The 26,835-nt window shown below is 62.2% G+C and carries 28 protein-coding genes; 12 read left to right on the top strand and 16 right to left on the bottom strand.

Going from position 1 to position 26,835, the window contains the following annotated elements; all coding sequences use genetic code 11:
- Positions 1-193: 193 nt before the first annotated feature.
- Together ilvD and AC0IYH_RS18860 are read right to left on the bottom strand one after the other, a co-directional pair.
- On the bottom strand, positions 194-2,035 hold the full coding sequence (gene ilvD / locus AC0IYH_RS18865; RefSeq protein WP_116626852.1) for a dihydroxy-acid dehydratase: 1,842 nt from the start codon (positions 2,033-2,035) through the stop codon (positions 194-196).
- Between the two features lie 546 nt (positions 2,036-2,581).
- Complete coding sequence (locus AC0IYH_RS18860; protein WP_017734765.1) at positions 2,582-3,778, bottom strand: class I SAM-dependent rRNA methyltransferase; 1,197 nt, start codon at positions 3,776-3,778, stop codon at positions 2,582-2,584.
- A gap of 295 nt (positions 3,779-4,073) precedes the next feature.
- On the opposite strand from AC0IYH_RS18860, the gene AC0IYH_RS18855 reads away from it, so the two are divergent.
- Entirely contained in the window at positions 4,074-4,886 is an 813-nt protein-coding gene (locus tag AC0IYH_RS18855; RefSeq protein WP_471835722.1) for an HDOD domain-containing protein, read from the top strand.
- 21 nt (positions 4,887-4,907) lie between these two features.
- Positions 4,908-5,720 carry a bifunctional DNA-formamidopyrimidine glycosylase/DNA-(apurinic or apyrimidinic site) lyase gene (gene mutM, locus AC0IYH_RS18850; RefSeq protein WP_116626850.1) on the top strand — a complete coding sequence of 271 codons (813 nt, stop codon included), beginning with the start codon at positions 4,908-4,910 and terminating at the stop codon, positions 5,718-5,720.
- A 126-nt stretch (positions 5,721-5,846) separates the two neighbouring features.
- Here mutM and AC0IYH_RS18845 read toward each other — a convergent pair whose 3' ends face one another.
- The 5 genes from AC0IYH_RS18845 to AC0IYH_RS18825 all read right to left on the bottom strand — a co-directional run bounded on the left by AC0IYH_RS18845 (position 5,847) and on the right by AC0IYH_RS18825 (position 10,418).
- On the bottom strand, positions 5,847-6,098 hold the full coding sequence (locus tag AC0IYH_RS18845; protein ID WP_017734768.1) for a YfhL family 4Fe-4S dicluster ferredoxin: 252 nt from the start codon (positions 6,096-6,098) through the stop codon (positions 5,847-5,849).
- A 102-nt stretch (positions 6,099-6,200) separates the two neighbouring features.
- Positions 6,201-6,680, bottom strand: coding sequence for a pantetheine-phosphate adenylyltransferase (gene coaD, locus AC0IYH_RS18840; protein WP_003176711.1), 480 nt, complete (start codon positions 6,678-6,680; stop codon positions 6,201-6,203).
- Positions 6,681-6,783: 103 nt separating this feature from the next.
- Positions 6,784-8,379 carry a GMC family oxidoreductase gene (locus tag AC0IYH_RS18835; RefSeq protein WP_471835677.1) on the bottom strand — a complete coding sequence of 532 codons (1,596 nt, stop codon included), beginning with the start codon at positions 8,377-8,379 and terminating at the stop codon, positions 6,784-6,786.
- A 37-nt stretch (positions 8,380-8,416) separates the two neighbouring features.
- On the bottom strand, positions 8,417-8,962 hold the full coding sequence (locus AC0IYH_RS18830) for a twin-arginine translocation pathway signal protein (protein WP_116626849.1): 546 nt from the start codon (positions 8,960-8,962) through the stop codon (positions 8,417-8,419).
- 28 nt (positions 8,963-8,990) lie between these two features.
- Positions 8,991-10,418 (bottom strand): coniferyl aldehyde dehydrogenase, encoded by a 1,428-nt coding sequence (locus tag AC0IYH_RS18825; RefSeq protein WP_116626848.1) that lies wholly within the window; start codon positions 10,416-10,418, stop codon positions 8,991-8,993.
- A 147-nt stretch (positions 10,419-10,565) separates the two neighbouring features.
- On the opposite strand from AC0IYH_RS18825, the gene AC0IYH_RS18820 reads away from it, so the two are divergent.
- Positions 10,566-11,237, top strand: coding sequence for a TetR/AcrR family transcriptional regulator (locus AC0IYH_RS18820; RefSeq protein ID WP_471835675.1), 672 nt, complete (start codon positions 10,566-10,568; stop codon positions 11,235-11,237).
- Between the two features lie 33 nt (positions 11,238-11,270).
- A complete protein-coding gene (locus AC0IYH_RS18815; RefSeq protein ID WP_471835674.1) occupies positions 11,271-12,125 on the top strand; it encodes a sulfurtransferase in 855 nt (284 codons plus the stop codon).
- On the opposite strand, the gene AC0IYH_RS18810 is transcribed toward AC0IYH_RS18815, so the two are convergent.
- The 4 genes from AC0IYH_RS18810 to AC0IYH_RS18795 all read right to left on the bottom strand — a co-directional run bounded on the left by AC0IYH_RS18810 (position 12,112) and on the right by AC0IYH_RS18795 (position 16,678).
- A complete protein-coding gene (locus tag AC0IYH_RS18810) occupies positions 12,112-13,152 on the bottom strand; it encodes a hydrolase (protein ID WP_471835672.1) in 1,041 nt (346 codons plus the stop codon). The genes AC0IYH_RS18815 and AC0IYH_RS18810 overlap by 14 nt on opposite strands.
- 70 nt (positions 13,153-13,222) lie before the next feature.
- Complete coding sequence (gene rsmD / locus AC0IYH_RS18805; protein WP_116626844.1) at positions 13,223-13,840, bottom strand: 16S rRNA (guanine(966)-N(2))-methyltransferase RsmD; 618 nt, start codon at positions 13,838-13,840, stop codon at positions 13,223-13,225.
- Complete coding sequence (locus AC0IYH_RS18800; RefSeq protein WP_471835670.1) at positions 13,840-15,330, bottom strand: M16 family metallopeptidase; 1,491 nt, start codon at positions 15,328-15,330, stop codon at positions 13,840-13,842. The genes rsmD and AC0IYH_RS18800 overlap by 1 nt, the downstream gene beginning before the upstream one ends.
- Complete coding sequence (locus tag AC0IYH_RS18795; protein ID WP_116626842.1) at positions 15,323-16,678, bottom strand: M16 family metallopeptidase; 1,356 nt, start codon at positions 16,676-16,678, stop codon at positions 15,323-15,325. The genes AC0IYH_RS18800 and AC0IYH_RS18795 overlap by 8 nt, the downstream gene beginning before the upstream one ends.
- 232 nt (positions 16,679-16,910) lie before the next feature.
- On the opposite strand from AC0IYH_RS18795, the gene ftsY reads away from it, so the two are divergent.
- The 4 genes from ftsY to rpoH all read left to right on the top strand — a co-directional run bounded on the left by ftsY (position 16,911) and on the right by rpoH (position 20,967).
- Positions 16,911-18,296: a signal recognition particle-docking protein FtsY gene (gene ftsY / locus AC0IYH_RS18790; RefSeq protein WP_122774604.1), complete on the top strand. Its 1,386-nt coding sequence runs from the start codon at positions 16,911-16,913 to the stop codon at positions 18,294-18,296.
- A complete protein-coding gene (gene ftsE, locus AC0IYH_RS18785) occupies positions 18,293-18,964 on the top strand; it encodes a cell division ATP-binding protein FtsE (protein ID WP_017737950.1) in 672 nt (223 codons plus the stop codon). Before ftsY ends, ftsE begins: the two co-directional genes overlap by 4 nt.
- Positions 18,961-19,986: a permease-like cell division protein FtsX gene (ftsX, locus tag AC0IYH_RS18780; RefSeq protein WP_116626840.1), complete on the top strand. Its 1,026-nt coding sequence runs from the start codon at positions 18,961-18,963 to the stop codon at positions 19,984-19,986. The genes ftsE and ftsX overlap by 4 nt, the downstream gene beginning before the upstream one ends.
- 126 nt (positions 19,987-20,112) lie before the next feature.
- Positions 20,113-20,967 carry an RNA polymerase sigma factor RpoH gene (rpoH, locus tag AC0IYH_RS18775; RefSeq protein WP_003176698.1) on the top strand — a complete coding sequence of 285 codons (855 nt, stop codon included), beginning with the start codon at positions 20,113-20,115 and terminating at the stop codon, positions 20,965-20,967.
- 132 nt (positions 20,968-21,099) lie between these two features.
- Here the strand turns inward: rpoH and mtgA are convergent, their stop codons facing one another.
- On the bottom strand, positions 21,100-21,822 hold the full coding sequence (gene mtgA, locus AC0IYH_RS18770) for a monofunctional biosynthetic peptidoglycan transglycosylase (RefSeq protein WP_471835668.1): 723 nt from the start codon (positions 21,820-21,822) through the stop codon (positions 21,100-21,102).
- A gap of 74 nt (positions 21,823-21,896) precedes the next feature.
- Here mtgA and AC0IYH_RS18765 point away from each other — a divergent pair, with 74 nt between their 5' ends.
- From AC0IYH_RS18765 to trmB, 4 genes are all read left to right on the top strand, one after another.
- A complete protein-coding gene (locus AC0IYH_RS18765) occupies positions 21,897-22,274 on the top strand; it encodes a DUF423 domain-containing protein (protein ID WP_116626838.1) in 378 nt (125 codons plus the stop codon).
- Positions 22,275-22,345: 71 nt separating this feature from the next.
- Positions 22,346-22,546 (top strand): sulfur carrier protein ThiS, encoded by a 201-nt coding sequence (gene thiS, locus AC0IYH_RS18760; protein ID WP_471835667.1) that lies wholly within the window; start codon positions 22,346-22,348, stop codon positions 22,544-22,546.
- Between the two features lie 49 nt (positions 22,547-22,595).
- A complete protein-coding gene (locus AC0IYH_RS18755; protein ID WP_058426547.1) occupies positions 22,596-23,390 on the top strand; it encodes a thiazole synthase in 795 nt (264 codons plus the stop codon).
- Positions 23,391-23,399: 9 nt separating this feature from the next.
- On the top strand, positions 23,400-24,125 hold the full coding sequence (trmB, locus tag AC0IYH_RS18750; protein ID WP_471835664.1) for a tRNA (guanosine(46)-N7)-methyltransferase TrmB: 726 nt from the start codon (positions 23,400-23,402) through the stop codon (positions 24,123-24,125).
- A 140-nt stretch (positions 24,126-24,265) separates the two neighbouring features.
- Here the strand turns inward: trmB and AC0IYH_RS18745 are convergent, their stop codons facing one another.
- Genes AC0IYH_RS18745 through AC0IYH_RS18730 form a run of 4 tightly spaced genes read right to left on the bottom strand, consistent with a single transcriptional unit; the run spans position 24,266 to position 26,834 of the window.
- On the bottom strand, positions 24,266-24,589 hold the full coding sequence (locus AC0IYH_RS18745) for a DUF3392 domain-containing protein (RefSeq protein WP_078739576.1): 324 nt from the start codon (positions 24,587-24,589) through the stop codon (positions 24,266-24,268).
- An 18-nt stretch (positions 24,590-24,607) separates the two neighbouring features.
- Positions 24,608-25,810, bottom strand: coding sequence for a radical SAM family heme chaperone HemW (gene hemW, locus AC0IYH_RS18740; protein ID WP_471835661.1), 1,203 nt, complete (start codon positions 25,808-25,810; stop codon positions 24,608-24,610).
- Positions 25,807-26,400: an RdgB/HAM1 family non-canonical purine NTP pyrophosphatase gene (gene rdgB, locus AC0IYH_RS18735; RefSeq protein ID WP_122675431.1), complete on the bottom strand. Its 594-nt coding sequence runs from the start codon at positions 26,398-26,400 to the stop codon at positions 25,807-25,809. Before rdgB ends, hemW begins: the two co-directional genes overlap by 4 nt.
- Positions 26,397-26,834, bottom strand: coding sequence for a DUF4426 domain-containing protein (locus AC0IYH_RS18730; RefSeq protein WP_116626832.1), 438 nt, complete (start codon positions 26,832-26,834; stop codon positions 26,397-26,399). Before AC0IYH_RS18730 ends, rdgB begins: the two co-directional genes overlap by 4 nt.
- Position 26,835: the final 1 nt, after the last annotated feature.

The following is a 26,835-nucleotide window of genomic DNA, read 5'->3' as shown; positions in this document are numbered from 1 at the left end:
ACCACCTGTGGTAACCGGCTTGTGTGGGAGCTGGCTTGCCTGCGATGGCGGAGTGTCAGGTTGTACATGTGCTGGCTGGTCCACCGCTATCGCAGGCAAGCCAGCTCCCACAGTTTGATCCTCATTGTTGTTGGGGGTTTGGCCAGGCAAAAAAATGCCCCGCACTTGGCGGGGCATTTTTTATGGGCGGGGCTTACAGGCCGTCAAGCATCGCCTTGTTGCGTACCGCACCCTTGTCGGCACTGGTGGCCAGCAGGGCGTAGGCTTTCAGCGCGGTGGTCACTTTACGTGGGCGTTTCTCCACTGGCTTCCAGCCTTTTTTGTCTTGCTCAACCCGGCGGGCAGCAAGTTCTTCATCGCTGACCAACAGGTTGATCGAGCGGTTCGGAATGTCGATCAGCACCTTGTCGCCATCCTGCACCAGGCCGATTGCGCCACCGGCTGCGGCTTCCGGCGAAGCGTGGCCGATGGACAGGCCCGAGGTGCCGCCGGAGAAACGGCCGTCGGTGAGCAGGGCGCAGGCTTTGCCCAGGCCTTTGGATTTCAGGTAGGACGTGGGGTAGAGCATCTCCTGCATACCCGGGCCGCCTTTGGGGCCTTCGTAGCGGATGATTACGATGTCACCTTCTTTGACTTCGTCGGCGAGGATGCCGCGAACCGAGCTGTCCTGGCTTTCGTAGATCTTGGCGCGACCTTCGAACACGTGGATGGATTCATCCACACCGGCGGTTTTCACCACGCAGCCGTCGAGGGCGATGTTGCCGTACAGCACGGCCAGGCCGCCTTCTTGCGAGTAGGCGTGCTCGACGCTGCGGATGCAGCCGTTTTCACGGTCGTCGTCCAGCGTTTCCCAACGGGTCGACTGGCTGAACGCAGTTTGCGTCGGGATGCCTGCCGGGCCGGCCTTGAAGAAGTGGTGTACCGCTTCGTCGTCAGTCTGGGTGATGTCCCACTTGGCGATGCCTTCGGCCAGGGATTTGCTGTGCACGGTCGGCAGGTCGGTGTGCAGCAGGCCGCCACGGGCCAGCGAACCGAGGATCGAGAAGATCCCGCCGGCGCGGTGCACGTCTTCCATGTGGTACTTCTGGATGTTCGGCGCGACTTTGCACAGTTGCGGCACGTGGCGGGACAGACGGTCGATGTCGCGCAGGTCGAAATCGATCTCGGCTTCCTGGGCGGCGGCCAGCAAGTGCAGGATGGTGTTGGTGGAACCGCCCATGGCGATGTCCAGGGTCATGGCGTTTTCGAACGCCTTGAAGTTGGCGATGTTGCGCGGCAACACCGACTCATCGTTCTCGGTGTAGTAACGCTTGCACAGCTCGACGATGGTGCGGCCGGCCTGCAGGAACAGCTGCTCGCGGTCGCTGTGGGTGGCCAGGGTCGAACCGTTGCCCGGCAAGGCCAGGCCCAGGGCTTCCACCAGGCAGTTCATCGAGTTGGCGGTGAACATGCCGGAGCACGAACCGCAGGTCGGGCAGGCGCTGCGCTCGTATTCCGCGACCTTCTCGTCAGAAGCGCTGGAATCGGCGGCGATGACCATGGCGTCGACCAGGTCGAGGCCGTGGGAGGCGAGCTTGGTCTTGCCGGCTTCCATCGGGCCGCCGGAAACGAAGATCACCGGGATGTTCAGGCGCAGGGCGGCCATCAGCATGCCGGGGGTGATCTTGTCGCAGTTCGAGATACACACGATGGCGTCGGCGCAGTGGGCGTTGACCATGTATTCCACGGAGTCGGCGATGATCTCGCGGCTCGGCAGGGAATACAGCATGCCGTCATGGCCCATGGCGATGCCGTCATCCACGGCGATGGTGTTGAATTCCTTGGCCACGCCGCCGGCGCGTTCGATTTCACGGGCGACCAGTTGGCCGAGGTCCTTGAGGTGGACGTGGCCCGGTACGAACTGGGTAAACGAGTTGGCAATCGCGATGATCGGCTTTTTGAAGTCGTCATCTTTCATCCCCGTGGCGCGCCACAGTGCGCGCGCGCCGGCCATGTTGCGGCCGTGGGTGGATGTTTTCGAGCGGTAATCTGGCATGGAGCACTCCGGGCGGCTAATCAGGTATCAAAGGGGAGTGAGCTTCTATTGACGTCTGGAACACTCAGAAATGGCCGAGTTTCCAAAAGTTGCCACTCGCGTCGCGGGATCGCCGCTTGCTTGGGCCTTGAGCTCATAAACCCGCCGGGGGATGACTGGCGATGAATAGGGCCGATTCTACACCGCTGGCGGCTGGAGGGAATGGCCGTCTGTGGCGAGGGAGCTTGCTCCCGCTCAGTGGCGAAGCAGGCGCCGGCTTTTTTGGGGGCGCTTCGCACCCCAGCACAAGCAAGCTTGCTCGCCACAGTGGAGGGCTCTAACGCCCGACTCGCGCATTCGTCCACCTGCCCCACACGCTGAAAATGATGAAGCTTGCGGCGATGGTCATCGGCAAGCACCTGCGCGGCGATCCACCAAAACAAATGTAGGAGGGGGCATGCCCCCGATAGCGGTGTATCAGCCCCCGATGTGTTGACTGATATCCTGCTATCGGGGCAAGCCCCCTCCCACATTTTGATCCTCACTCCATTTGGAGTGCGGTGTTATTTAGCTATTCGGCAACAACCGGCACGTAATGCTCTTGATGTACCGCGTCTCGGCAATTGCCGGGTGCACCGGATGGTCCGGGCCTTGGCCGCCGCGTTCGAGCATCTGGATATTGCGGTCCAGGTGGCGGGCGCTGGTCAGCAGGATGTTTTGCAGGTCGTCTTCGGGCAGGTGCATGGAGCACGACGCGCTCACCAGGATGCCGTCCTTGCTGAGCAGGCGCATGGCTTGCTCGTTGAGGCGGCGGTAGGCGCCTTCGCCGTTTTTCATGTCTTTTTTGCGTTTGATGAAGGCCGGCGGGTCGGCGACGATCACGTCGAAACGTTCTTCGCTGGCTTTCAGTTCTTTCAACGCTTCAAACACGTCGCCTTCGATGCAGGTCATCTTCTCGGCCACGCCGTTCAGCGCGGCGTTGCGCTCTACGCCATCAAGGGCGAAGGCGGAGGCGTCGACGCAGAACACTTCACTGGCGCCGAAAGCCGCAGCCTGCACGCCCCAGCCGCCGATGTAGCTGTACAGGTCGAGTACGCGTTTGCCTTTGGCATACGGGGCCAGGCGGGCGCGGTTCATGCGGTGGTCGTAGAACCAGCCGGTTTTCTGGCCCTGGATCACCGGGGCTTCGAATTTCACGCCGTTTTCTTCCAGCGCAACCCACTCCGGCACCAGGCCGAACACGGTTTCGACGTAGCGGTTGAGGCCTTCGGCGTCACGCGCAGCGGAGTCGTTCTTGAACAGGATGCCGCTCGGCTTGAGCACTTGGGTCAGGGCGGCGATCACGTCGGCCTTATGGGCTTCCATGGTTGCCGAAGCGATCTGCACCACCAGGATGTCGCCGAAACGGTCGACCACCAGGCCCGGCAGCAGGTCGGAATCGCCGTAGACCAGGCGGTAGAACGGCTTGTCGAACAGGCGATCACGCAGCGACAGGGCCACATTGATGCGGTGCACCAGCAGCGACTTGTCCAGCGGCAACTTGATGTCGCGCGACAGCAAGCGCGCGCAGATCAGGTTGTTCGGGCTCATGGCCACGATGCCCAGGGTCTTGCCGCCGGCCGCTTCCAGGATAGCCTGGTCGCCTGCCTGGAAGCCGTGAAGTGGGGTGGCGGCCACGTCGATTTCGTTGCTGTAGACCCACAGGTGGCCGTTGCGCAAACGACGATCGGCGTTGGCTTTGAGACGCAGGCTTGGCAGGGACATGACGTCGCTCCGGAAAAAAGAGCGGGAGTATACCCTGTTGTGTCGTTACTGACCGCGCCGCCGGACATGTGGGAGGGGGCTTGCCCCCGATAGCGGTGGGTCATTCAGCACATTTGCTACTGACCCACCGCTATCGGGAGCAAGCCCCCTCCCACATTTAGTCCGATTTCAATCGGGCATTTGGGTGTCGGCGGCCTCTTCATAAGGGTTAGAATCCCCGCCTAGCCCAGAGTAAGTACTCATGTCCCAAGAACTCTCCTCCGAACAGATCCAGCAGGCCCTGCAAGGCATCAGCGTGCCGCCCCAGCCGCAAATCATGGTGGATTTGCAGATGGAGCAGTACATGCCCGACCCGGACCTGGAGGTGATCGCGCGGTTGATCTCCCAGGACCCGGGCCTGTCCGGCGCGCTGCTGAAGATCGTCAACTCGTCGTATTACGGCCTGAGCAACAAAATCGCCTCGATCCAGCGCGCGGTGAACCTGCTGGGCAGCCGTTCGATCATCAACCTGATCAACGCCCTGTCGATCAAGGGCGAGATGAGCGATGACACCATCGTCACCCTCAACCGTTTCTGGGACACCGCCCAGGATGTGGCCATGACCTGCCTCACCCTGGCCAAGCGCACCGGCGCCCAGGCGGTGGACGAGGCGTATGCCTTGGGGTTGTTCCACGATTGCGGCGTGCCGCTGATGCTCAAGCGCTTCCCCAACTACATGTCGGTGCTCGAGCAGGCCTACGCCAACGCCGGCCCTGACTGCCGCGTGGTCGACACTGAAAACAACGCGTTCAACACCAACCACGCCGTGGTCGGCTACTACACGGCCAAGTCCTGGCGCTTGCCGGAGCATGTGACCGACGCCATCGCCAACCACCACAACGCCCTGGCGATTTTCAGCGATGAGTCGTCGCGCAACTCGCAGCTCAAGAACCTGCTGGCGATCCTCAAGATGGCTGAGCACATCTGCTCGTCCTATCGGGTACTGGGCAACCAGGCGGTGGACCATGAGTGGAACGCGGTCGGCCACCTGGTGCTGGACTACGTTGGCCTGTCGGAATACGACTTCGAAAGCATGAAGTTGTCGATCCGCGAGCTGGGCGCGCACTAAGCCGTTATTCACGAGGTACACATGCCCGAGTTACCTGAAGTCGAAACCACCCGACGCGGTATTGCGCCACATCTGGAAGGCCAGCGGGTCAGCCGCGTGGTGGTGCGCGAACGTCGCCTGCGCTGGCCGATCCCGGAAGACCTGGATGTGCGCCTGTCCGGGCAGCGAATCGTGCTGGTGGAGCGGCGGGCCAAGTACCTGTTGATCAACGCCGAAGTGGGCACCTTGATCAGCCACTTGGGCATGTCGGGCAACTTGCGCCTGGTGGAAGCCGGTCTGCCGGCGCTCAAGCATGAGCATGTGGATATCGAACTCGAATCCGGCTTGGCCCTGCGCTACACCGACCCACGGCGTTTCGGCGCGATGCTCTGGAGCCAGGATCCGCACAATCACGAACTGCTGCTGCGCCTGGGGCCGGAGCCGTTGACCGACCTGTTCGACGGCGAGCGCTTGTTCCAGCTGTCGCGTGGCAAGTCGATGGCGGTGAAGCCGTTCATCATGGACAACGCGGTGGTGGTGGGCGTGGGCAATATCTACGCGACGGAGGCGTTGTTTGCGGCCGGGATTGATCCGCGCCGCGCGGCCGGTGGCATTTCACGCGGGCGTTATTTGAAGTTGGCGATCGAGATCAAGCGCGTGCTGGCGGCTGCCATCGAGCGCGGCGGCACAACGTTGCGCGACTTTATCGGCGGGGATGGGCAGCCGGGGTATTTCCAGCAGGAACTGTTCGTCTATGGCCGTGGCGGCGAGGGGTGCAAGGTCTGTGGGACTGAGTTGCGCAATGTGGTGCTGGGGCAGCGGGCGAGTGTGTTTTGCCCCAAGTGTCAGAGCTGATTGCTGTGTGAGGGCTGATATAGCCATCGGGGGCAAGCCCCCTCCCACATTGAAATGCATTCCAAGTGTGGGCGGTGCGACGATTCGACTTGCCCCCGATGAGGCCTTAACAGGCATTAAAGAGCTTCAGGCTTTACCGGTAATCTTCCGGTACTTATCCATCAACTGCTCCTCAGTCTCCGGATGCGCTTCATCCAGGGGAATGCAATCCACCGGGCACACCTGCTGGCACTGAGGCTCGTCATAGTGGCCAACACACTGCGTACACAGGTTGGGGTCGATCACGTAGATCTCTTCGCCCTGGGAAATCGCAGCGTTCGGGCACTCGGGTTCGCAGACGTCGCAATTGATGCAATCGTCGGTGATGATCAGGGACATGGAAACTCCTGCCAGGGCTGTCAGCCAGGGCATCTGAAAACTAATGCGCGCAATTGTGCCGCATTGGCGCCCGCAGTGCGAGCGGGCGCCGAGTGAGCGGTCTTACTTCTTGAAGCGCAGCGTCAGCGCGTCGGCCACGGCCGGGTGCACGAACTTGGTGATATCTCCGCCCAAAGCGGCGATTTCACGGACCAACGTCGAGGAAATGAACGAATAACGTTCCGACGGCGTGAGGAACAGGCTCTCCACGTCCGGCGCCAGTTGGCGGTTCATGTTGGCCAGCTGGAATTCGTACTCGAAGTCCGACACCGCGCGCAGGCCACGCAGGAACACATTGGCATTCTGCTCTTTGGCGAAGTGTGCCAGCAGCGTCGAAAAGCCCACAACCTCTACGTTGGGCAGGTGCTTGGTGACCTCACGCGCCAGCTCCACGCGCTGTTCCAGGGGAAACAGCGGGTTTTTCTTGGGGCTGGCCGCGACCGCGATGATCACATGGTCGAACAGGCGAGAGGCGCGTTCGACCAGATCGCCATGGCCTTTGGTAATCGGGTCGAAGGTACCTGGGTACAACACTCGGTTCATCGCGTCGTCCTGGCGGAGTCCGTTGGGGAACCGGATGGTATCGCAGCCATCCCGGTCGGCCAAGTCGACTTATGTAGATACATACCGCTAATCGCGCGTTTTTTCATGCCGTTTTCAGACGTTCGGCTAAGGCTGTCGCCAATTGCGCGGTCAGGCCGTACACCGACAATTGCGGGTTGGCCCCAATGCTGGTGGGGAATAACGAGCCATCGTGGATCGACAAATTGCGCAGCTGGTGATGGCGACCGAGGCTGTCGGCCACGGCGTTTTTCGGGTCTTCGCCCATCGCACAACCGCCCATCACGTGGGCGCTGCCCAGGCAGGTGCGGTGCAGCTCCAGCTTGAGGCCTTCGATCAGCGTGCGGGCTTCGCCCAGGGTTTTCACGTAGCGCGCATCGTGGTGCAGCGGCTTGACCGACTTGGCGCCCGCCGCGAACTGGATCTCGGCCATGCTGTGAAACGCCCGGCGCAGGCCGTCCCAGGCGTAGTCCGAGACCTGGTAGTCGAGCACCGGCGTGCCGTCGCCGCGCAGTTCCACGCTGCCGCCCGGGCTGTCGGGGTGGAAACCGTCGCGCAGCAGGGCAAGCATGGCGTGGGTGTTGGGCAGTTGGCTCATGTCCAGCGCGTTCTGGGTGCCGTAGCCGCCGAGCAATGTACTGGCGAGCGCCGGGTGTAAGGGCGGCGCCTCGAGTTTGTAGGACATTTTGCCGGTAGTGCCGTCCTGCCATTGGAAATGGTCGGAGTAGATGGACTGCGGCGCGCCGTAGAACGGGTTGATCACCTCGTCGAACAATGCGGCAGAGAAATTCACCAGGTGCAGAAAGGTGCGCTTGCCCAGCCGCGAATGCGGGTCCGGGGCGTCGGAGCGCATCAGCAGCGCCGGGCTGTTAATGCCGCCGCCAGACAGCACGTAATGCTTGGCCTTCACGGTAATTTTGCGCCCGGTTGGCGCGACGCACAGGGCGTCCATCGCCACGCATTCCAGGCTGCTGATGTGGTCATCCTTGTAGACCAAACGTTCGGCGCGGGCCAGGTAAAGCAGCTCGCCGCCTTTTTCCAGGGTGGACGGGATGGTGGTCACCAGCATCGACTGCTTGGCATTTACCGGGCAGCCCATGCCGCAATAACCCAGGTTGAAGCAGCCGCGCACATTGCGTGGGATCACGTGCCAACTGTAGCCGAGCGCTTCACAGCCTTTGCGGATCACATCGTTATTGGCATTTGGCGGCAGGGCCCAGGGCGCGATGCCCAGGCGCTGTTCCATTTTTTCGAACCAGGGCGCCATCTCGGCGCTGCTGTGGCCCTTCACCGCGTATTCACTGGCCCAGTGGGAAAGGGTGGCGTCGGGTGTACGAAAGCTCGACGTCCAGTTGATCAAGGTGGTGCCGCCCACCGCACGGCCTTGCAGGATGGTGATCGCGCCGTCCTTGCTCATGCGGCCGATGCCTTCCTGGTACAGGCTGGTGTAGGCCTCGTCCTCGAGCAGCTTGAAGTCGCTGCTGGTCTTGAGTGGGCCTTCTTCGATCAGCAACACCTTGTAACCGGCGGCGCTGAGGATTTCGGCGGTGGTGCCGCCCCCGGCGCCGCTGCCGATGATGGCCACGTCGGCTTCCAGCGTCAGGTCGGAGTCGAGGGCGGCGCCATTGTGGGTTTTCCAGCCACGGGCCAGGCCTTCGCGGAACAGATCGGGTACGGGCATCAGGGTCATCTCTTGTTTTTATTGTGGAAGACGCGAATCAGATCTTCGGCGGGCCGGGATAGCCGCACTGGGCCCAGGCCGCCGGTTGGAAGTACCAGGCCATGATCACCAGCTTGAGCAGCGAGCCCTGGCCCATGCGCAGCAGGTTCAGGTAGCTGTTTTCCCAGCGCTGCAGGAAGTTGCGGATCTGCTCCGCGCTGGCGTTTTCCCAGCTGCCCCAGATGCCGGTCAACGGGCCGCGGGTGACGCCCATGCCCAATACGTCGAACAGTTGCTGGGTGAGCTTGAACATCTCCGGCGACAGGTGCTGCAGGCTGAAGTCGAGTTTTTTCAGGGTGTCTTCAATCCCGCTGACCACTTCCTGGGTGCTGGCCACGCCTTCGAGCAACACCGGAATCACCGCGCGCAGGAACGGCAAGTCACTGCTGCGCAACAGGGCAAAGCCGCTGGCCGGGGTGCTGCTGGAGCAGCCGCTGAGGCTGGCGCCCAGCCCGGCGGTGGCCAGGAAGGCACTGGCGCACAGGCCGATTTTCAAGACGCCGCGTCGCGACAGCGCGGGTGAATCCGTGAGGCTAGGGTTCATTGTTATTGTTATCCCGTGGGTGGCGGTTTCAGCGAACGAACAGCTTCTGGATCAACTTCTGAATGGCTTTGCCGTAGGGCGGGTAGATCAACTTCGCCGCGTTCAGGCGCTGTTTCACCAGCACACCCTTGGCCTTGCTGAACGTGAGAAACCCTTCGTGGCCGTGGTAGTGGCCCATGCCGGACGGGCCGATGCCGCCAAAGGGCATGTCGTCCTGGGCCACATGCAGCAGGGTGTCGTTCAGGCATACACCGCCGGAATGGGTTTCGTGGAGTACGCGATTCTGCTCGCCCTTGTTGTAGCCGAAGTAATACAGGGCCAGTGGGCGAGGGCGCTGGTTGATGTAGGCAAAGGCCTGGTCGATGCCGCGATACGGCACGATCGGCAGCACGGGGCCGAAGATTTCGTCCTGCATCACGGTCATTTCATCGCTGACATTCAGCAACAAGCTGTGGGCCATGCGCCTTTCCTGGCCTTGGTCGTACAGCGCAATCAGGGTGGCGCCCTTGTCGGTGGCGTCCTTGACGTAGGCGTTGAGCCGGGCCAGTTGTCGCTCGTTGATGATGGCGGTGTAGTCCGGGTTGTCATTCAAGGTCGGATAGAACCCGCGAATCGCCTGAGTGTAGGCCGCGACGAAACCCTCGACGCGGTCTTCCGGCACCAGCACGTAATCCGGCGCCACGCAGGTTTGCCCGGCATTCAAGGCTTTGCCGAAGGCGATGCGTTCGGCGGCGTCCTTGAGCGGCACGTCGGCAGACACGATGGCCGGCGACTTGCCGCCCAGCTCCAGGGTCACCGGCGTAAGGTGCTCGGCGGCGGCGCGCATCACATGCTTGCCGATGCTGGTGGCGCCGGTGAACAGCAGGTGATCGAAGCGCAATCTGGAAAACGCCATGCCCACGTCGGCCTCGCCGAGCACCACACACACCAGGTCTTCGGGGAAGATCTTCGCCAGCAGCGTCTTGAGTAATGCGCCGGTGGCGGGGGTGGATTCGCTGAGCTTGAGCATCACCCGGTTACCGGCGGCCAACGCGCCGACCAACGGCCCGATAGCCAGGTACAACGGGTAGTTCCAGGGCACGATCACCCCGACCACGCCCAGGGGTTGGTAGATGACCTTGGCCGATGCCGGCTGGAAGGCGATGCCTACAGCACGGCGGGAAGGTTTCATCCAGCCCTTGAGGTGTTTGCTGGCGTAGTGAATGCCATGCAGGCTGGGCATCAGTTCGGCGAACAGGGTTTCGTCGGCGCTGCGGTGGCTGAAATCCTGGCTGATGGCATTGATCAGCGCCTGGCGTTCGTCGCTGAGCAGCTCGCGCAGGGCCTTGAGCCATTGCTGGCGCTGCCCCGCCGGCGGCATGGGGTTGGCGGCGTAGGCGCGGCGTTGGGCGTCGAACAGGTCCTGGAGTTGATCCAGCGCCTGGGAATCTTGCAGATAGGCAATGTTGGCAGACATGGCGCAGTTCCCGATTGTTATAGGTCTGCGTGGATTTTTAGAGTCATTGCTCTAAATTGTCAAATGCCATTGCAGCAACATGCAGATTTAACCCGGCAAGGATAGGCCGTAAGATGCCCCATCACGTGTACAGAAGCTGATTCCCCTATGGCACCACGAGTAAAGACCAGCGAGCGCATTGTGCAAACCAGCCTGGAGCTGTTTAACCAGCAGGGCGAGCGCAGTGTGAGCACCAACCACATCGCCGCCCACATGGAAATTTCGCCCGGCAACCTGTACTACCACTTCCCGAACAAGCAGGCGATCATCGCCGTGCTGTTTCGCGAGTACGAAGCGCTGGTGGACACGTTTCTGCGCCCGCCCCAAGGCCGTGCCGTGACCGTTGAAGACAAACGCTTCTACCTGCAGGCCTTGCTGGCCGGCATGTGGCGCTACCGCTTTCTGCACCGTGACCTGGAACACCTGCTGGAAAGCGACCCGGAACTGGCCACCGGCTACCGGCGCTTTTCCCAGCGCTGCCTGGCCCAGGGTAACGCCATTTACCAGGGGTTTGTCGATGCCGGCATCCTCAATATGAACCCGGTGCAAACCGAAGCCCTGACCCTCAATGCGTGGATCATCCTCACCTCCTGGGTGCGTTTCCTGTGCACCACCAACGAAAATTCCGCCCACTTGAGCGCCGAGGCGATCAAGCGCGGGGTGTACCAGGTGCTGGTGCTGGAAGCCGGGTTTGTCACGCCCCAGGCGAAAGAGGCGGTGGACGCCCTGTTCAAAGAGTTTTACGTGCCGTTGAGTCAGGCACTGGAAGAAGTGAAGTAGGCCCTTTCTCGAATCTGTTTACAGGAGTCCGTCATGCCGCTTGCCCAACTGATCAGCCCCCAGCAATTGGCCGAGCGCCAGAAGGCCGGCGGCCTGGTGATCCTGGATTGCCGTTTTGCCCTGGAAGACCCGGACTACGGGCTTTGCAGTTATGCCGAAGGGCATATCGAAGGCGCGCAATATGCTGACCTGGAGCGCCACCTCAGCGGCCCGGTGACCAAGGGCGTGACCGGCCGTCACCCGTTGCCAGCGGCCGGTGCCTTTGCCGAGCAGCTAGGTGCCTGGGGCGTCAGTGCCGACACCGACGTTGTGCTGTATGACGATGGCCCCGGCGCGTTTGCCGCCCGGGCCTGGTGGCTGCTGGCCTGGCTGGGCAAGCGCGATGGTGTGTTTATCATCGACGGTGGCCTCAAGGCCTGGCACGCCGCCGGTTTCCCGTTGAGCCTGGACGCGCCGGAGATCGAGCCGGGCAGCTTTGCCGGCACGCCCGACAATCACCTGGTGCTGGATGCCGAACACCTGCAAAAACGCTTGGGCCAGCCGGGCCTGACCCTGATCGATGCCCGCGCCCAGGCGCGTTTTCGTGGCGAAGTTGAGCCCATCGACCCGGTCGCCGGGCACATCCCCGGCGCGCAGTGCGCGGCGTTCAATGAAAACCTGGGCAGTGACGGGCGGTTCCTGCCGGCTGAACAGCTCAAACAACGTTTCGCCGCCCAATTGCAGGGGCGTTCGCCGGATGAGCTGGTGGCGTATTGCGGCTCCGGCGTGACGGCGTGCCACAACTTGTTCGCCCTGAGCCTGGCGGGTTACCCGTTGGGCAAGCTGTATGCGGGGTCGTGGAGTGAGTGGATTACCGATCCGGCGCGACAGATTGCTACTGGCGACTGAGTTCTTGGCTGAGTAAACCCCTCCCACATTTGTAACCGTGTTGTGCCAGCAACCATTGGGGTATTCGGCGCTCCAGGTAGTAGCCGGGACGCTTTAACGAACCCTCCACAAACCCCACATGCCCGCCCTTGGCCAGCAACTCGAACTCGGTGCACGCCGACAGCTCGCTGACTTCGGGCAGGCTGTGGGTGAACACGAACGGGTCGTCGGCGGCCTGGATAATCAGGGTCGGCGTGCGGATAGCGCCCAGGTAGTAGCGGCTCGACGCGCGGCGGTAATAGTCTTCGGCGCTGAGGAAACCGTGCAACGGCGCGGTGACGCGGCCATCGAAGTCCCAGAACGTGCGCATTTTTTCCAGTGAGCCGAGGGCTTCCAGGGTTTTAAGCCCGTCCGCGCGGCCATCCTGTGTAAAGCGGCTCTGCTTGGTGCGGATATACGCCAGCATCTCGCGCATAAAGTGCCTTTGATACACCCGCGAAAATCCCAGCCCGATGCGGTCGGCGCACTGATCCAGGCGAAACGGCACCGATACCGCCGCTGCGCCCTGCAACCCCGACGCCTCGCCGGTTTCCCCCAGGTGCTTGAGCAACACGTTGCCCCCCAGCGAATAACCCACCGCATACAGCGGCGCCAATGGCCGCTTGGCGCGCAGGTGCGCAATCGCCGCCGCCAAGTCCTCGCTGGCGCCCGAGTGATAGCTGCGAGCCAACAGGTTCGGCTCGCCCGAGCAGCCGCGCCAGTTCAGTGCGGCGCTGGCCCAGCCATGTACGGCCAGGACTTTTTGCAGGCCTGCCACGTAGGGTGAGTTGGATGAGCCCGTCAGCCCGTGCAGCACCAGCACCAACGGCGCTTGCGCGTCATGGGGGCCGTGCCAGTCGAGGTCGAGGAAGTCGCCGTCTTCCAGCCACAGGCGTTCGCGTTGGCGTTCGATATGCGTAGTTGGGCGCCACAGCGGGCCCCACAGTGTTTGCAAGTGGGGGTTGCCGAGGCCGAAGGCGGGGGTGAACAGGTCGGCGGAAGGGGTCATGAAACTCTCGGTGACGAGCTATTTGAATTGTGGCGAGTGGGCTCGCCACAAAAGCCCTGCTGGCACAGCTTTAAGCAGCGTCTTCGACCAGGCGGTGCCACAGCGCGTAATACACCCGACCGGACTTCTGTTCCCGGTGCAGCCGCCAGCTGCCTGGCAGGCCGAGGGTGGAGGGGGCAGTCTCGCTTTCAGTGTAGATCCACGCGTCCGGCGCCAGCCACTGGCGTTCTTCCAGCAAGGTGCACACGGTCGGCAACAGGTTCTGGTTGAACGGCGGGTCGAGGAACACCACGTCGTAGGCGCTGGCGGCCTGGGTTTCCAGGTAGCGCAACGCGTCGGCGGTTTGCACCTGGCCGGTGGTGCAACGCAGGGTGCCGAGGTGTTCCTTGAGGCTGGAAACCGCCACATTGCTGGCGTCCAGCGCCTGGCCCATGGCCGCGCCACGGGACAGCGCCTCCAGGAACAGCGCGCCGCTGCCGGCAAACGGGTCCAGTACCTTGGCCCCGCCGATGTACGGCGCCAGCCAGTTGAACAGGGTTTCACGTACGCGATCCGGCGTTGGACGCAGGCCGACGACGTCGGGGAAGCTCAGCTTGCGGCTGCCCCATTCGCCACCAATGATGCGCAGTTGACCCACACCATTGTGTACGTTGTGGACAGGTTTTTTCGGGCGAGATGAACTGGCCATTAATGCTCCGGAACCCCGAGCGGCTGCTCGGCAGGTTTATCTGTGGGGGGCGGTAGTGGCTTTTGTGCAGTCGTTGGGCCGGCGGTCACGATGACCATCTTGTCGGCGCTCAAGTGTTTGTTCAAGGCAGCCTTGACCTGCTCTACCGTCAGGGCCTGGGATTGTTTCATGAAATCCTCAAGATAGCTCAGCGGCAGGTTGTAGAAACCCATCGCGCCCAGCTGCCCGACAATATCCGCGTTGCTCGCGGTAGAGAGCGGGAAGCTGCCTGCCAGTTCGCGCTTGGCGTCATCCAGTTCCTTTTGCGTCGGGCCGGTCTTGAGGTAGTCGGCCAGCACGTCCTCGACCAGGCGCAGGGTGCCGCCGCTCATTTCGGCGCGGGTCTGCAGGTTGATCATGAACGGGCCGCGCACCTGCATCGGTGAGAAGCCGGAGTAGACGCCGTAGGTCAGGCCGCGTTTTTCGCGCACTTCGCTCATCAAGCGGGTGCCGAAGCCACCGCCGCCGAGGATCTGGTTGCCCAGGGACAGGGCTGCGTAGTCCGGATCGGCACGGTCGATACCCAGTTGGGCGAACAGCAGGTGGGTCTGCTTGGACGGGAACTCGATATGGCTCAGGCCGGCTTTAGGTTCGGTCGGTTGGGCAATCTTGGCCAACGCCGGGCCTTTGGGCAGCGACGCCGACACCTTGGCCGTCATGGCTTCGGCTTCGGCACGGGTCAGGTCACCGACCACGGCGATCACGGCATTGCCTGCTGCGTAAGCCTTGGCGTGGAACGCCTGCAACTGCGCCAGGTTGATCTTCGGCACGCTGTCGGGCGTGCCTTCGCTTGGGTGAGCATAAGGGTGGTCGCCGTACAGGCGCTTGAACAACTCGAGGCTGGCCAGCTTGGCCGGGCTCTGCTTCTGGTACTCAAAGCCGGCGAGGATCTGGTTCTTGATTCGTGCCAGGGAGTCGGCGGGGAAGGTCGGCTTGCCGATCACCTCGTCAAACAGTGCAAGCGCGGCGTCGCGTTTATCGCTGGCGCTCAGGCTGCGCAGGGACACTAGCGCCATGTCGCGGTAGGCGCCATTGCCGAAGTCGGCACCCAGGCCTTCAAAACCGCTGGCGATCTGGCTCACATCCTTGCCCGGCACGCCTTCGTTGAGCATGGCGTTGGTCATCAACGCCAGGCCGGGCACGTCGCCGTCCTGGCTGCTGCCGGCGGCGAACAGGATGCGCATGTCGAACATCGGCAGTTCATGGGCTTCGACGAACAGCACCTTGGCGCCTTCGGCGGTGGTCCAGGTTTGCACGTCGAGCTTGCGGTTGGTCGGCGCCTTGCCGTCCAGCTCCGCCAGGGATTGCAGCTTGTTGGTGGACTTGGCCTGGTCCAGCGCCTGGCTGGCGACGGATTCACTTGGGCGCAGGAAATACACGGCACTCGCGGCGATCAAGGTGACAACAATCAGGCCGGGCACGATCAGGCGGCTGTTTTTACGATCACTCATGAGCGTTCTCCTCAGGCAGAACATGGGCAACGCTCAGACGTTCGCGGGTGAAATAGGTGCGCGCGGCCTTTTGGATATCTTCCGGGGTCACGCTTTGCAGGTCGGCCAGTTCGGTGTCCATGAGTTTCCAGGACAGGCCGACGGTTTCCAGCGAGCCAATGGCCGTGGCCTGGCTGGTGATGGAATCACGCTGGTAGACCACGCCGGCAATGACCTGGGCGCGGATACGCTCCAGTTCTTCGGCGGTTGGCGGCTTGGCCTTCAATTCTTCCAGCAGGCGCCACAGGCCGGCTTCGGCTTGGGCGACGGTCTTTTTCTTCTGCTGGTTCGGCGTGGCCGTCAGCATGAACAGCGAGTCGCCACGGGTATAAGCGTCGTAATTGGTGGAAGCAGCGGACACCAACTCTTCACCGCGCTCCAGCTGTTCGGAAATCCGCGCGCTGTAGCCGCCGTCCAGCAGGGCCGAGATCAGGCGCAGGGCCTGGACCGAGCGTTTGTCTTCGGCGGTGGCCAGGCCAGGCACGTTAAAGCCCAGGATCACGCTCGGCAGTTGGGTCTGCACGTGCAGGGTCAACAGGCGCTCGCCAGGTTCGGCCAGCTCCATGGGGATCTTCGCCGGTGGCACGTCACGCTTGGGGATCGGGCCGAAGTAGCGCTGGGCCAGGGTTTTCACCTCGTCCGGAGTCACGTCGCCGACCACCACCAAGGTGGCGTTGTTGGGCACGTACCAGGATTGGTACCAGTGGCGCAGCTCTTCAACCTTCATGCGGTCCAGGTCGGCCATCCAGCCGATGGTCGGGGTGTGGTAGCCGCTGGCCGGGTAGGCCATGGCCTTGAAGCGCTCGTAGGCCTTGGACATTGGGTTGTCGTCGGTACGCAGGCGGCGTTCTTCCTTGATGACCTCGATTTCGCGGCTGAACTCGTCGGCCGGCAGGCGCAGGCTGGCCATGCGGTCGGCTTCCAGCTCAAAGGCCACGCCCAGGCGATCGCGGGCCAAAACCTGGTAGTAGGCGGTGTAGTCGTCGCTGGTGAAGGCGTTTTCTTCGGCGCCCAGGTCACGCAGGATCAGCGAGGCTTCGCCGGGGCCGACCTTGGCGCTGCCCTTGAACATCATGTGTTCCAGGGCGTGGGACAAACCGGTCTGGCCCGGGGTTTCGTAGCTCGAACCAACCTTGTACCAGACCTGGGAAACCACCACTGGCGCGCGATGGTCTTCGCGTACGACGACCTTGAGGCCGTTATCCAGGGTGAATTCGTGGGTGGGTTGTGGGTCGGCAGCCAAGGCTGTGAGAGGCAGACAAACTGTACTGAACAGCAGGCCTGCGGCGCGGCGGGCTAGAGCATTCATTCGTTTTTAAACCTGTTGGGCTGCCCGCTTGGTCTTAGCGTCGGCGGGCGAGGAGGTGCTAGGATACTGATCCGACTTAGGGACAGCCACTGCGGCAGTCTCGTTTAGGCTCTAATTTGGCCTACAAAATGTTGCGCATGAACGAGCTGGCTAAAAAACAGTCTGTTACGCATCGAATTTTATTTACCGACGCGCCCCTCTGGCGCGTCGCTACCTTGAGATAGCCGTCTCCATGTTTGGTTCCAACGACGACAAGAAGACCCCAGCTGCGGCTGGCGAGAAGAAAGGCCTGTTCGGATGGCTGCGCAAAAAGCCGCAGGAAACCGTCGATGAACAGCCGCAGGTTCAAGCCGAACCGACCCCCGAGCCTATAGTAGAAGCCGAACCGGTTGCCGAAACGCCGGCGCCGGTGGTGCTGCCGATGGCTGAGCCGGTATTGCAGCCGGTTGCCGAGGTAGAACCGGAACCTGAGCCTGAGCCCGAGCACACACCGTGGCCGGAACTGCCGGTGGCCGAAGAGCCTGTAGCGCTGGTTGAAGACGTGCAGGCCGAGCATGTGGCGCCGCCGATCCCTGCGGTGGTTGAGCCGGTCGAAGCGCCGCCTGTCGTGGAAGTGCCGGCGCCGGTTGTAGTCGCTGCTCCCGCCGTCATCGAGCCAGAGCCCGTCGTCGTACCCGCCGAAACCAGCAAATCCGGCTTCTTCGCCCGCCTCAAGCAGGGCCTGAGCAAGACCAGCGCCAGCATCGGCGAAGGCATGGCCAGCCTGTTCCTGGGCAAGAAGGTTATCGATGACGAACTGCTGGAAGACATTGAAACCCGTCTGTTGACCGCCGACGTGGGTGTTGAAGCCACCGCAGTGATCATCCAGAGCCTGACTCAGAAGGTCGCACGCAAGCAGCTGACCGACGCCGACGCCCTCTACAAATCCCTGCAGGCCGAGCTGGCCGCAATGCTCAAACCGGTGGAAGCGCCGCTGGTGATCACGCCGAACAAACCGTTCGTGATCCTGGTGGTGGGCGTCAATGGCGCCGGCAAAACCACCACCATTGGCAAGCTGGCCAAGAAGCTGCAGTCGGAAGGCAAGAAAGTCATGCTCGCCGCCGGCGACACCTTCCGCGCCGCTGCCGTGGAGCAATTGCAGGTATGGGGCGAGCGCAACAAGATCCCGGTGATCGCCCAGCACACCGGCGCCGATTCCGCATCGGTGATCTTCGATGCCGTGCAAGCCGCCAAGGCGCGCAACATTGATGTGCTGATCGCCGACACCGCCGGTCGCCTGCACACCAAAGACAATTTGATGGAAGAGCTGAAGAAGGTGCGCCGTGTGATCGGCAAGCTGGATGCAGACGCCCCGCACGAAGTGCTGCTGGTGCTCGACGCCGGTACCGGCCAGAACGCCATCAGCCAGGCCAAACAATTCAACCAGACGGTGCAACTGACCGGCCTGGCATTGACTAAGCTCGACGGCACGGCCAAGGGCGGCGTGATTTTCGCCCTGGCCAAACAGTTCGGGTTGCCGATTCGTTATATCGGCGTCGGTGAAGGCATCGACGACCTGCGCACCTTTGAAGCCGAACCCTTTGTACAGGCACTCTTTGCCGAGCGGGAGCGTTCATGATTCGATTCGAACAGGTCGGTAAACGCTATGCCAACGGGCATGTGGGCTTGCATGAGCTGAGCTTTCGAGTGCGTCGTGGCGAGTTCTTGTTTGTAACCGGCCACTCCGGTGCCGGCAAAAGTACCCTGTTGCGTCTGCTGTTGGCCATGGAGCGCCCGACCACCGGCAAGTTGCTGCTGGCCGGCCAGGACCTGGCCACCATCAGCAATGCGCAGATCCCCTACCTGCGCCGTCAGATCGGCGTGGTGTTCCAGAACCATCAGTTGCTGTTCGATCGCACGGTGTTCAACAACATTGCCTTGCCGCTGCAGATCCTGGGGCTGTCCAAGGCCGAGATCGTCAAACGCGTGGATTCGGCCCTGGAGCGCGTGGCGCTGTCGGACAAGACCGACCTCTACCCCGGCGACCTCTCCACCGGCCAGCAGCAGCGCGTCGGCATCGCCCGAGCCATCGTCCACCGCCCGGCCTTGCTGCTGGCGGACGAGCCTACCGGTAACCTCGACCCGCGCCTGGCGGCCGAGATCATGGGCGTGTTCGAAGACATCAACCGCCTGGGCACCAGCGTGCTGATCGCCAGCCACGACCTGGCGTTGATTGCGCGTATGCGCCATCGCATGCTCACCCTGCAACGCGGCCGCCTGATCGGTGACGGGGAGGCCGGCGTATGAGTGCCACACGCAGCCCTAAAGTCTCCGAACGCGTAGCGCCGAAACCGGCCGACCCGCAGCCGCAGAAGAAAAAACACGATCACGATGACGACGGCCCGGACTTCAGCACCCTGCTGCGCGCCTGGATCGAAAGCCATCGCGCCAGCCTGCTCGACAGTCTGCGCCGCCTGGGCAAGCAGCCGATCGGTAGCTTTTTCACCTGCCTGGTGATGGCGGTGGCCTTGAGCCTGCCGATGGGTTTGTCGCTGCTGCTTAATAATGTGGAGCGCCTGGGCGGTTCCTGGCAGCGCGCGGCGCAGATTTCCCTGTACCTGAACCTGGATGCCAGCGCCAAAGACGGCGAAGCGCTGCGCGAAGACATCAAGAACCTGCCGGGCGTGGCGGATGCCGAGTACATCAGCCGCGATCAGGCCCTTGAGGAGTTCCAGCAGCAATCCGGCCTGGGCGAGGCGCTTAAAGAGCTGCCGCAGAACCCGCTGCCAGGCGTGGTGTTGGTGACGCCGAATGAAGTCGACAAGCCGGCGCTGGAAGCCTTGCGCCAGAAACTGGCCGAAATGCCCAAGGTGCAGCAGGCGCAGCTTGACCTGGTGTGGGTGGAGCGCCTGGCCGCGATCCTCAAGCTGGGCGACCGTTTTGTGTTCGGTTTGACGGTGTTGTTGGTGTCTGCATTACTTTTGGTGATAGGTAATACCATTCGTCTTCATATTGAAAACCGCCGCACCGAGATAGAAGTGATTAAACTCGTCGGCGGCACGGACAGCTATGTGCGTCGGCCTTTTCTGTACATGGGCGCGCTTTATGGCTTCGGCGCCGGGATTTTGTCCTGGGGCGTGCTGGCTTTTGGCCTGGACTGGCTGAACGACGCGGTTGTAGGGCTTGCCGGCTTGTACGGCAGTGATTTCGCCCTGGCCGGGGTGCCGGTAGCCGATGGTCTGAGCCTCTTGCTTGGCGCGGTATTGTTGGGGTATATCGGTGCGTGGATTGCGGTCGCACGGCATTTACGCGAGCTGGCGCCGAAGTAGTTAATGTCTGGGTAATGTGGTTTCGTTTGTATTGGCCGTATCAGTGGTTTAGGGAACTTGTCCTACGGTTCTCGGTCAATTTTCGCAGTGCTGAACTGCACGAGTTATGTAAGTCGGAGGTTTCGTATGACCACTTCTTTGCAACCTGCGTATGCCTTGGTCCCGGGTGCAAACCTGGAAGCCTATGTGCACACGGTGAACAGCATTCCATTGCTGACGCCCGAGCAGGAGCGTGAACTGGCCGAGAGTCTCTATTATGAGCAGGATTTGGGGGCGGCTCGGCAGATGGTGCTCGCCCACCTGCGTTTTGTTGTACATATCGCCCGTAGCTATAGCGGCTACGGCCTGGCCCAGGCTGACCTTATCCAGGAAGGCAACGTTGGCCTGATGAAGGCGGTAAAGCGCTTCAACCCTGAGATGGGCGTGCGCCTGGTGTCGTTTGCCGTGCACTGGATCAAGGCGGAAATCCACGAGTTCATCCTGCGCAACTGGCGCATTGTGAAAGTGGCGACCACCAAGGCCCAGCGCAAGCTGTTCTTCAACCTGCGCAGCCAGAAAAAACGCCTGGCGTGGCTCAACAACGAGGAAGTCCACCGTGTGGCCGAAAGCCTCGGTGTGGAGCCACGTGAAGTGCGCGAAATGGAAAGCCGCCTGACCGGCCATGACATGGCCTTCGACCCGGCCGCCGAAGCGGACGACGACAGCGCCTTCCAATCGCCGGCCAACTACCTGGAAGACCACCGGTACGACCCGGCGCGTCAACTGGAGGATGCGGACTGGAGCGACAACTCCAACCACAACCTGCACGAAGCGCTGGAAGTGCTGGACGACCGCAGCCGTGACATCCTCTACCAGCGCTGGCTGGCAGAAGAAAAAGCCACGCTGCACGACCTGGCGCAGAAGTACAACGTGTCGGCCGAGCGTATTCGTCAGCTTGAGAAAAGCGCGATGAACAAGCTGAAGTTGTCGATCGCCGCCTAATCCAGCGGGCAACACTGGGTCAAAAATGTGGGAGGGGGCTTGCCCCCGATTGCAGTGGGTCAGCTACAAATAAGCTGACTGGTCCACCGCTATCGGGGGCAAGCCCCCTCCCATATTTGTTTCTGTGTCGGGTCAGTCGGACCAGGGGGCTTTGCGGGAATTGTTCAGCTCAAGCAGGTAGCCATCGCCACCGAGTTGACTCATCTGCTGGCGAATCCACGCCGCGCGCCTTGCTACATACGCCGTCGGATGGCTCGCACTCCACACCCGTGGGTTAGGCAGCACTGCCGCCAGATAACTGGCCTGTTGCCGCGAAAGCCCCTTGGCACTCACCCCGAAGTGATGCCGCGCCGCTGCTTCTGCGCCAAACACGCCGTCATCCCATTCCACGCTGTTGAGGTACACCTCAAGAATCCGCTGCTTGGGCCAGAGTATCTCGATCAAACCGGTAAACCACGCTTCCAGGCCCTTGCGCAGGTAGCTGCGACCGGCCCACAGGAACAGGTTTTTCGACACCTGCTGGCTCAGCGTGCTGGCGCCGCGAATCGAACCGCCGCGCTCGTTGTGCAGGATCGCCGCCTGGATCGCGCCGAAATCGAACCCCCAGTGCTGCGGGAAACGCTGGTCTTCACCGGCCATCACCGCCACTTTGAGGTCGTCGGAGATCTCGTCCCACGGCACCCAGGTGCGTTGCAGGTCAATGGGCTCGCCGTCGAACCAGGATTCGACTTTGCGCTCCACCATCAAGGCAGTGAACGGCGGCGGCACGACACGAAACAGCAGCACCAGCAGCACACTGCCGATGGCAAACCATTTCACGACGTTGAGAAAGCGTTTGAAGAGGACACGCAGCATAGAGATGGCTTGGCCGAACCCGTTGAGCGGGCCATTATACAGACCCTGCCCGATGAGTCTGACTGGAGTTCTTCATGCTGCGTAGCTTTCTGATGCTGGCCGCGTTTTTCGGCTTCACCGGTGTCGCCCTCGGCGCCTTCGCCGCCCATGGCCTGAAAAGCCGCCTGAGCGCCGAGTATCTGGCGATCTTCCACACCGGCGTGACCTACCAGTTGGTGCACACCCTGGCGCTGTTCGGCGTGGCGCTGCTGGCCGCACATATTCCTGGCCGGCTGGTCACTTGGGCGGGCATCGCCTTTGTCGTCGGCATACTGCTGTTCTCCGGCAGCCTGTATGTACTGACCATGACCGGCATCAGCAAGCTCGGCATCATCACGCCGTTTGGCGGGCTTGCCTTCCTGCTCGGCTGGTTCTTCCTCGGCCTCGCGGCCTGGCGCTTGCAGTCCGCCTGACCAAGGGGCTTGGGCCCGCTACGCCAATCGGGCTAGAATGCGGGCCCCTAAAAACGATGGCGGCCCGTGGCATGCGCATTCAGTTGAACGGCGAATCCTTTGAACTGCCCGACGGTGAAACCGTTGCGGCCCTGCTGACCCGCCTGGAGTTGACCGGGCGTCGCGTCGCAGTTGAACTCAACCTGGATATCGTCCCGCGTAGCCTGCACGAAGGCACCGCCCTCAGCGAAGGTGACCAGGTCGAAGTGGTCCACGCCATCGGCGGCGGTTAGTCGTCCACACCGCATTCTGCAGAACCTCACCCCATTACGAGGATTTCCCATGAGCATCGTTCGTAGCGACAAGCCTTTCGTCCTGGCCGGTCGTACCTACCAGTCCCGTCTGCTGGTCGGCACCGGCAAGTACCGCGACATGGAAGAAACCCGCCTGGCCATCGAAGCCTCGGGTGCCGAAATCGTTACCTTTGCCGTGCGCCGCACCAACCTCGGCCAGATCGAGGGCGAGCCGAACCTGCTCGAAGTGCTGTCGCCGGATCGCTACACCTTCCTGCCGAACACCGCCGGTTGCTACGACGCCATCGAAGCCGTGCGCACCTGCCGCCTGGCCCGTGAGCTGCTCGACGGCCACAACCTGGTCAAGCTGGAAGTGCTGGCCGACCAGAAAACCCTGTTCCCCAACGTGATCGAAACCCTCAAGGCCGCTGAAACCCTGGTCAAGGAAGGTTTCGACGTGATGGTCTACACCAGTGATGACCCGATCATTGCGCGCCAACTGGCGGAAATCGGCTGCATCGCGGTCATGCCGCTGGCCGGTTTGATCGGCTCGGGCCTGGGCATCTGCAACCCGTACAACCTGCAGATCATCCTCGAAGAAGCCAAGATTCCGGTGCTGGTGGATGCGGGCGTGGGCACTGCCTCCGACGCGACCATCGCCATGGAGCTGGGCTGCGACGCGGTGCTGATGAACTCTGCGATTGCCCATGCCCAGCAGCCAATCCTGATGGCCGAAGCCATGAACCATGCAATCGTCGCGGGCCGCCTGGCCTACCTCGCCGGCCGCATGCCGAAAAAACTCTACGCCAGCGCCTCTTCGCCGCTGGATGGTCTGATCAAGTAAGAGCCATTGATGACTGAATCAAACGAAACGCCGAACCCCGTGGAAGAAGGCGACGAGTCCAAGCACCGCCGCATCAAGAGTTTTGTGATGCGCGCCGGTCGCATGACCGAAGGCCAGCAAAAGGGCCTGGAGCAAGGTACGCCGCTGTTCGTGTTACCGCTGGCCGACGCGCCGGTGGACTACGACCAGGTGTTTGGCCGTTCGGCCCCGCGCTCCCTGGAAATCGGCTTCGGCATGGGCCACTCCCTGCTGGAAATGGCCGCTGCTGCACCGGAACAGGACTTCATCGGTGTGGAAGTTCACCGCCCGGGTGTCGGCGCGCTGCTCAATGGCGTGTTGACCCAAGGCCTGACCAACCTGCGGGTGTATGACTGCGACGCGATCGAAGTACTCAACTGCTGCATCGCCGACAACAGCCTCGACCGCCTGATGCTGTTTTTTCCGGACCCATGGCACAAAAGCCGTCACCACAAGCGCCGCATCGTCCAGGCTTCCTTCGCGGAGCTGGTGCGCAGCAAGCTCAAGGTCGGCGGCATCCTGCACATGGCTACCGACTGGGAACCGTATGCGGAATACATGCTGGAAGTGATGGACGTAGCGCCTGGCTACCGCAACCTGGCGGAAGACGGCAAATGCGTGCCACGCCCGGCCGAGCGGCCGATCACCAAGTTCGAGCGTCGTGGTGAGCGGTTGGGGCATGGGGTGTGGGACTTGAAGTTCGAAAAGGTGGACTAACCTGCTGCTGGCTTGAAATGCAATCAAATGTGGGAGGGGGCTTGCCCCCGATAGCGGTGTATCAGTCAGCTTATCTGTAGCTGATCCACTGCAATCGGGGGCAAGCCCCCTCCCACATTTGTTTTGTGTTGTGTTTGAGGTTAGCGGCGGTCTGCCACTACGCCAATCAACACCAGCACCACCACCAGCACCGGCGCCAGGCTGTAGTTATTGAACTGGCTCAACCCCCGCACAATCCACGGCGTAGCGTAGATCAACGCGGCCCCGCTGCCGATCATGCACACCAGTGCCATCAACGGTACGCGCAACGCGCCGGCAACACTGCCCAAGCGCGCTTCGACCCAGCCTTTGATATCGGCACCAAACAGCACCAGCAAACAGCCGACAAGGGCCAAGGAGATTTCCGACAGGTTGCTACGGCTCCAGCGGGATACGGTGGCGAGCAGGTCGAGTACCAAATCCATTCGATTTCCTTAGAGCGATCAGCTCAAAAACTTCTGCAACAGGTCATTGAGAAACAGTTGCCCACGGTCGGTGGCCGCCAGGCGTGACGGTTCGACCTGCATTAAGCCACTTTGTTCTGCCTCGCGGCGCGCCTCATCGAGGCACGCCAGGTCGAGGCCGGTGCGTTCGGCGTAGAGCTTGGCGTCAACGCCCTCGGTAAGACGCAGGGCGTTCATCAGGAACTCGAACGGCAACTCTTCGTTGGTCAGCTCCTTCGCGCCGGCCTGGAAGCTTTTGGCCTGGTTGAGGTAGTCCTTCGGTGCGCGGGTCTTCCAGGTGCGCACGATGCGCCCGTCCGGGTGGCTGAGCTTGCCGTGGGCCCCGGCACCGATGCCGATAAAGTCGCCGAAGCTCCAGTAGTTCAAGTTGTGCCGCGCCGGGCGACCCGGTTGGGCGTAGGCCGACACTTCATATTGCGCGTAACCGTGCTCGGCGAGCAGCGCCTGGCCGGCTTCCTGAATGTCCCACAGCGTGTCGTCTTCCGGCAGCGCCGGCGGCTGGTTCCAGAACACGGTGTTGGGTTCCAGGGTCAACTGGTACCAGGACAAATGCGTCGGCTTCAGCGCGATGGCCTGGCGCAGGTCGCTCAAGGCGTCGTCCAGGGACTGATCGGGCAAACCGTGCATCAGGTCCAGGTTGAAGTTGTCGAACCCGGCCTGGCGTGCCATGCCGGCGGCGCGAACGGCTTCGTCGCCATTGTGGATACGGCCCAAGGCCTCGAGCTTTTGCTGCTGGAAGCTCTGGATACCGATGGACAGGCGATTGATACCCAGCTTGCGGTACGCGACGAACTTGTCTTGTTCGAAGGTGCCGGGGTTGGCTTCCAGGGTGATCTCGATGTCGGCGGCAAACCGGATGCGCGCTTCCACGCCCTCGAGCAAGCGGCCCAGCGCGGCGGCGCTGAACAGGCTCGGCGTGCCGCCACCGAAGAAGATAGAACTCAGCTCGCGGTTGTACACCGCGTGCAGGTCCTGATCAAGGTCGGCGAGCAATGCGTCCACATACTCTTCTTCCGGCAGCACTTTGCTGGCGGTGTGAGAGTTGAAGTCGCAATAAGGGCATTTGCGCACGCACCACGGGATGTGGATGTACAGCGCCAGGGGCGGCAGCACCGGCAGCGCCGCCCGAGGTGTTTGCGCGCCGCCGTGGATCAGCGGCTGCGCAGAGGTGTTCTGGGTCATTTCAGGCTCAGGCGTTGGCGCAGCAAGTCCATTGCGCGGGCGCGGTGGCTGATCTGGTTCTTGTCGGCCGGGCTCAGTTCGGCGCTGGAGACATTGCGCTCCGGCACCCAGAACAGCGGGTCGTAACCAAAGCCATGCTCACCACTGGCCGCATGCAGGATGCGCCCGTGCCACAGGCCTTCGCAGAGGATCGGCAGCGGGTCATCGGCGTGCCGCACCAGGGCCAGCACGCAGACGAACTGCGCACCGCGCTCGGCGTCCGGCACATCCTTGAGCGCGTCGAGCAGCTTGGCGTTGTTGGCCGCGTCGCCCTTGCCGTCGGCATAACGCGCCGAGTAGATGCCCGGCGCGCCGCCGAGGAAATCCACCGCAAGGCCCGAGTCATCCGCCAAGGCTGGCAGGCCCGAGATGCGTGCGGCATTGCGCGCCTTGAGGATGGCGTTTTCGACGAACGACAGGCCGGTCTCTTCAGGCTCTACCTGGCTGAACTCGCCAATCGAGCGCAGTTGCACGGATTCACCGAGCATGGCCTGGAGTTCTTTGAGTTTGCCGGCGTTATGGCTGGCCAGTACGAGTTGGGTAAGGTTCATTTGGTGCCCGGGAAGAGTTCTTGGACGAAGCTGAAACCGTGGGCCTTGCCACCGGTTTCAACGTTGATGGTAAACGTCCGGTATTCCTGCTGCGTGACCGAGTAGGGCGCCAGGTACGAGATACCGCCCTTTTCAGTGATCTGCTTGAATGTCAGCACTTCGCTCTTGCCGCTCAAGTCCTTGATCGTGCCGGTCACTTGCGCGGCCACTGGCGTTACGCCCTTGATCACCGACACATTGATCAGGCCCTTTTCGTTGCTGCGCACGATACCGGCCGCCTGGGCGGTTTCCGGTGGCAGGAAGCTCGAAGTGAAGGTGTTGTAGTGTACGGTGATATCGCCAAATTCTTTCTGGCGGTTACCGTCGACGGCGTCTGCTGCCACGGCGCTGGCGCCCAGGCAGGCGGTGAGTAAAAAAATAGCCAGGCGACTCATG

This window comes from Pseudomonas sp. AC463, assembly GCF_979253585.1.
Note: the sequence above shows the minus strand (reverse complement) of the source record. Positions and strands in the feature narration are given on the sequence as shown.